This is a genomic window from Nocardia sp. NPDC101769 (genome assembly GCF_044766925.1).
In the GTDB taxonomy this organism is placed as follows: domain Bacteria; phylum Actinomycetota; class Actinomycetes; order Mycobacteriales; family Mycobacteriaceae; genus Nocardia.
The window spans coordinates 106,819-113,133 of the sequence record NZ_JBIWMX010000031.1; the positions used below are offsets into that span (position 1 = coordinate 106,819).

Genomic DNA, 6,315 nt, shown 5'->3' on the forward strand with positions numbered 1-6,315 from the left:
CGAGAATGGACGCAGAAATGATCCAGCGGATTGCCATAGTCAATAGAGGCGAGCCGGCCGTGCGTCTGATCCGGGCTGTCCGCGAGCTCAATGCGGAGTACAACCACGGGATCCGCACCATCGCCCTGCACACCCATGCCGAGCGGCGCGCGCTGTTCGTCCGTCAAGCCGACGAGAGCGTCACCCTGCGGCGCAACGGCGTCACCAACCCCTACCTCGACCATGCCGAGCTCGAGCGCGCGTTGATCGAGTCCGGGGCCGACGCCGTCTGGGTGGGCTGGGGCTTCGTGGCCGAGGACCCGGTGTTCGCCGACCTCGTCAGCAATCTCGGCCTCACCTTCATCGGTCCGTCCTCGCACGCCATGCGCCTGCTCGGCGACAAGATCGAGGCCAAACTGCTGGCCGAGAAGGTCGGGGTGCCCGTCGCCCCCTGGTCAGGTGGCCGGGTCGACACCGGCGCCGACGCCCGCCGGCACGCACACGCCATCGGCTACCCGCTGATCGTCAAGTCCCGCTCGGGCGGCGGCGGCCGCGGCATCCGCAAGGTGTACGCCGAGGACGAACTGGATCTCGCGCTCGAGCGCACCCAGCGCGAGGCCGAACGCTCCTTCGGCGACCCCGTCGTGTTCCTGGAACGCCTGGTCACCGGTGCCCGCCACATCGAGGTCCAGGTGATCGCGGACAGCCACGGCACGGTGTGGGCGCCCGGCGTCCGCGACTGTTCCATCCAGCGCAAGAACCAGAAGGTGATCGAGGAATCCTCGTCCCCGGTGGTGACCAAGGACGAGGCCGATCACCTGCGCAAGGTGTCCGCCGACCTGGTGAAGGCGGCCGGCTATTGCGGCGCCGCCACCGTCGAATACCTCTACCAGCCCGACGAGCAGCGATTCACCTTCCTCGAGGTGAACACCCGCCTCCAGGTCGAGCACCCGATCACCGAGGCCACCACCGGCCTCGACCTGGTCAAGCTGCAGATCCACGTGGCATCCGGTGGCGCGCTCGACGGCGACGGCCCGACGGAATTCGGCCACGCGATCGAGGCCCGGCTCAATGCCGAAGACGCCGACAACGGTTTCGCTCCGGCACCCGGCCGGCTGCAACTGCTCAGGTTCCCGCTGGGCTCGGGCCTGCGGGTGGACACCGGCATCGCCGAAGGCGACGTGATCCCGCCGGACTACGACTCGATGGTGGCCAAGGTGATCGCGTGGGGCCGCGACCGCGACGAGGCGCTCGCCCGGCTGCGCACCGGGCTGCGCGAGACCACGGTCGTCGTCGAGGGTGGCACCACCACCAAGTCGTTCCTGCTGGACCTGCTGAGCCGCCCCGAGTTGATCTCCGGCGAGGCCGACACCGGCTGGCTGGATCGCACCGGCGCCGGCACCGCGGACGGCCCGACCGCGGTCGCCGATGTCGCGCTGCTGGCCGCCGCCATCGACACCTACGACACCGAGGAAGCGCACGAGCGTGCCGCGTTCCTCTCCTCCGCACGCGGCGGCCGCCCACGGGCCAGGCACGCCATCGGGCGGACAGTGGAGCTGTCCTATCGCAACCATCCCTACACGCTGGTGGTCGGCCAGGTGGGCCCGCGGCGCTACCAGGTGAGCGGCGACTCCGGTGACCTGGAGGTCGTCGTCGATCGGCTGAGCGCCTTCGAAAGCCGCTACGCGATCGCTCACCGCCGCCACCATGTCGTCTCCGTGGCCGGGCCGACCGGCTACCTGGTCGAGGTGGATGGCGTCGGCCACCAGATCAGCCAGGACGAGGCCGGCATCGTGCGGGCACCCGCGCCCGCCGTCGTGGTCGCGGTTCCCGTCGCCGTCGGCGACGAGGTCGAGGCCGGCGCCACCCTGGTGGTGCTGGAATCCATGAAGATGGAGACCGCGGTCCGCGCGCCCGGGCCGGGCCGGGTCCGGGAGCTCAACGCCGTGGTGAACTCGCAGGTGGATGCCGGTGCGCCGCTGCTGCGGGTGGACACCATCGATACCGGTGACGCCGTCGCGAACGTCGCCGAGACCCGCCGCGTGGAGTTCGCGCCGCTCGAGCAGATCCGCGGCGACGCCCGCTCCGAGGCGTTCGCTCGGCTCGACGCCATGAGCACCCTGCTCACGGGTTACGACGTCAGCGCCGCCCGGGCCCGCACGCTGCTCGAGGAATACAACGAGCTGCGCAACGAGCTGTCGGAGGACGACCCGGAGCTGACCCAGGCGGAACTCGCGATCCTGACCACCTTCGCCGACGTCTGCGAGCTGTCCCGCAACCGCCCGACCATCGGCGAGAGCGAGGTGGCCGACCCCGTGCACAGCCCGCGCGAACACTTCCACTCGTTCCTGCAGTCACTCGACGTGGATGTGCAGGGGTTGCCGGAGTCCTTCCGCGCCAGGCTTTCTCGTGCGCTGCGCCACTACGATGTGACCTCGCTCGACCGCACGCCCGAACTGGAGGAGGCGGTCTATCGCCTGTTCCTCGCCCTGCAACGGATGGACAACCAGGTACCGGTGATCGCCGGGGAACTCGAGCGCTGGCTGGCCAATGCCGACGAGCGCACCGCCGAGGTGCCCGAGCTCAGGGAGGTGCTCGACCGTCTCATCCTGGCCACACAGTTGCGTTACCCGCTGATCGGCGATGTGGCACGCACCCTGCGCTTCCGGGTATTCGACGAGCCGGTGATCCGCGCGGCCCGCGAGGATGTGTACGACAAGGTGCGCGGTAGCCTCGCCTACCTGGCCCGGCGGCCCGGCGCCTCCTTCTACGCGCGGCGCGTCGCGGCCATGGTCGACGCCCCGGAACCGTTGACCGGCCTACTGGGACAATACATGTCGGATCCGAACCCGCTGCTCGAGGTGATCACCCGGCAGTACTACCGGATCCACGCCCTCGACGACGTGATGGCGTTCGACCGCTCGGGCCGGCACCTGGTCACCGGCACGTTCGAGCTCGCCGGGGAGCGTCTGCACCTGGTCTCCACGGTGGCCGAGCATGCCGATCTCGCGGCCACGCTCGACGTCGTGGCCGACGTGGCGGGGCCGAATGTGCCGAATCTGGTTGTCGACGTGTACATTTCGTGGCACGATGCGCCCGCCGACGGGGACGAGCTGTCGGCGGCGCTGCGCACCGAACTGGAAGCGCATCCGCAGTCCGGCACCTGGCGGCGTATCTCGGTGGCGGTGCTGGACGGCGACACGGCCGACGTCCGGCACGTCACCTTCCGCCACACGGCATCCGGGCTCGCCGAGGACCTCATCATCCGCGACATGCATCCGCTCACCGGCCAGCGTTTGGACCTGTGGCGGTTGAAGAACTTCAACGGCACCCGTCTGCCCGCGCCGTCCGGCATCTATCTGTATCACTCTGTCGCCAAGGACAATCCGGCCGACGAGCGGTTCATCGCACTCGCCGAGGTACGCGACTTCTCCGCCCAGCGTGACGAGAACGGCGAGATCGTGACCGTCCCGGCGATCGAGCGCAAGATCGCGGCGTGCCTGGACGGCATCCGCCGGGCGCAGACACAGCGTGAGCCGAAGCGGTTGGACCACAACCGGATTGCGCTGTTCGTCTGGCCGGTGATGGACATCCCGGCCGACCGCATCGAGGTGATCGCGCACACCATCGCGCCGCTGACTCTCGGCACCGGACTGGAGGAGATCACCATCATCGGCCGCCTCTCGGCGGGCCCCGACGACACGATTCGCGATGTGGCGCTGCGCTTCTCGTATCATTCGAGCGACGAGATCAGTTTCGCGATCACCGAGCCGCCCACCGATCCGCTGCGTCCTCTCGACGAGTACGCCCAGCTGGTGCAGCGCGCCAGGGCTCGCGGCACCGTCTATCCGTATGAACTGATTCCACTGCTGACCCGCGGTCGCGGCAGCTTCACCGAACTCGACATCGACTCGTCCGGAAAGCTGGTGCCGGTGGACCGCCCGTACGGCCACAACACGGCCGGCATGATCGTGGGGAGGGTGACCACGATCACCGACCGCTATCCCGAGGGCATGACCCGCATCGCCCTGTTCGGTGACCCGACCAAGGCGCTGGGCACCGTCGCCGGGAACGAATGCGCGCGCGTGGTCGCCGCGATCGATCTCGCGGAAAGCCTTGGCGTGCCGGTGGAATGGTTCGCGCTGTCCTCCGGTGCCACCATCTCGATGGACAGCGGCACCGAGAACATGGACTGGGTGTCGCGCGCGCTGCGCCGGATCATCACCTTCACCCAGGGCGGCGGCGAGATCAACATCATCGTCGCGGGCATCAATGTGGGCGCCCAGCCGTATTGGAACGCCGAGGCGACCATGCTGGCGCACACCAAGGGCATTCTGGTGATGACTCCGGACAGCGCGATGGTGCTCACCGGCAAGCAGTCGCTGGACTATTCCGGCGGTGTCTCGGCCGAGGACAACTTCGGCATCGGCGGCTACGACCGGGTGATGGGCCCGAACGGCGAGGCGCAGTACTGGGCGCCGAACCTGACCGCCGCCTGCGACATTCTGTTCGCGCACTACGAGCACGCGTATGTCGCTCCGGGCGAACGCTTCCCGCGGCGGGCGGTCACCACCGATCCGGTCGACCGCGACGTGCGCAGCTACCCGCATGTGCACCGGTCCAGCGACTTCAGCGTGGTCGGCGACATCTTCTCCGCCGAGCAGAACCCGGAGCGCAAGAAGCCGTTCGATATTCGCACGGTGATGCGGTCGGTGGTCGACCAGGACCACACGGTGCTGGAGCGGTGGGCGGACATGGCCGGCGCCGACACCTCGGTGGTGTTCGACGCCCATCTGGCCGGTTACCCGGTGACCGTGGTGGGCTTCGAATCTCGCACGATCCAGCGCAAGGGCTGGGTCCCGGCCGACGGCCCGGACACCTGGACCTCGGGAACCCTCTTCCCGCAGTCGTCGAAGAAGACGGCCCGCGCGATCAATGCCGCCAGCGGCAACCGGCCGGTGGTGATTCTGGCGAACCTCTCCGGTTTCGACGGCTCCCCCGAATCACTGCGCAATATCCAACTCGAATACGGCGCCGAAATCGGGCGCGCGGTCGTCAATTTCGACGGCCCGATCGTGTTCTGCGTCATCTCGCGCTACCACGGCGGAGCGTTCGTGGTCTTCTCCGGCGCGCTCAACGACAACATGGAGGTGCTCGCGGTCGAAGGCTCGTTCGCCTCTGTGATCGGCGGCGCACCCGCGGCGGCGGTCGTGTTCTCCCGCGAGGTGAACAACCGCACCGCGGCGGACCCGGAAGTGCGCGAGCTCGAGCACCGGATCGCCGCCGACGGTGCCGAAAGGGCCCGGCTGCGACTCGAATTGGCCGCCCGGCAGGCCGCGGTGCGGTCGGACAAGCTGGGCGAGGTCGCCGCCGAGTTCGAGGCGATCCACACCATCGCGCGCGCCCGCGAGGTCGGTTCCGTGCACTCGATCATCCCCGCGGCCGCGCTCCGCCCGCAGATCGTCGCGGCGATCGAGCGCGGCATGGCCGGCGCGGTGGCCTCCTAGCGTCTCGCGCCCGGGGCTGTCATGCGACCTCGACGCCCGATCGCTTCTCGACGACCCGCTCGAGGGCCCGCAGGTCGGCCTCCAGCTTTCGGAACAGCCAGTATGTGGCCACGAACGCGAGCCCGGTGATCACGCACAACCACAGCACCCAACCCATGATGCGCGCACGCTCGTCCTCCCCGAGGTAGCTCAATCCGGTAACCACGGCGACCAGGGGCACCGATGCCGCGATGCCGAGGTAGACCGTGCTTCTGCGGTGCAGTGCGCGCAGGTGGGCGGCATCGCGAGCCGTCGTGTGCCCATAGCGCAGGTAGATCGGGTACACGCAACGGACGATGTAGAACGCCTGCACGAAGAAGGTGTAGGAAACCGCGAAGGCGCCACACACCAGCACGAACTCCGCCGAATGCACGAGCAGCCGCGGCGGAAGACGGACCACCGTGCCGAGCAGGGCCACGAACACCCCCGCGCCGATCGTCCAGAACACGAGGGTGAACATCACGTCGAAGTCGGCCCAGAACAGGGTGAACGACCGGACCCGGGCCAGCATCGCCTCGTCATAGCGTCTGCCCGCGCGCAGGCCGCGGGGCACCGCGATCAGATGCCGACATATGTAGAACCAGCTCACGACGGCCAGAGGCCAGGCGATCAGGTAGAAGATGTTCGTTAACCGTAAGAGCTCCGAGCGGGTGGCACCGGTCAAGAGCCCTCTGCCGAACTGCATGGTCTGCCCATACAGGTAGCCCGCCGCCAGGCCGTCGGCGACCAATGCGATAAGCCACAGGATCGGGACGTAGTGGGGCGAAAGCCGTGCCCGCCAGCTGTTCTC

General features: G+C 68.6%; 1 protein-coding gene and 1 pseudogene. One reads left to right on the forward strand and one right to left on the reverse strand.

Going from position 1 to position 6,315, the window contains the following annotated elements; translation table 11 throughout:
- Positions 1-17: 17 nt before the first annotated feature.
- Positions 18-5,486, forward strand: a complete 5,469-nt coding sequence (locus ACIRRA_RS35755; protein ID WP_402777424.1) for a biotin carboxylase N-terminal domain-containing protein — start codon at positions 18-20, stop codon at positions 5,484-5,486.
- A gap of 19 nt (positions 5,487-5,505) precedes the next feature.
- Here the strand turns inward: ACIRRA_RS35755 and ACIRRA_RS35760 are convergent.
- A pseudogene (locus ACIRRA_RS35760) lies at positions 5,506-6,315 on the reverse strand (serine/threonine protein kinase); the annotation flags it as partial.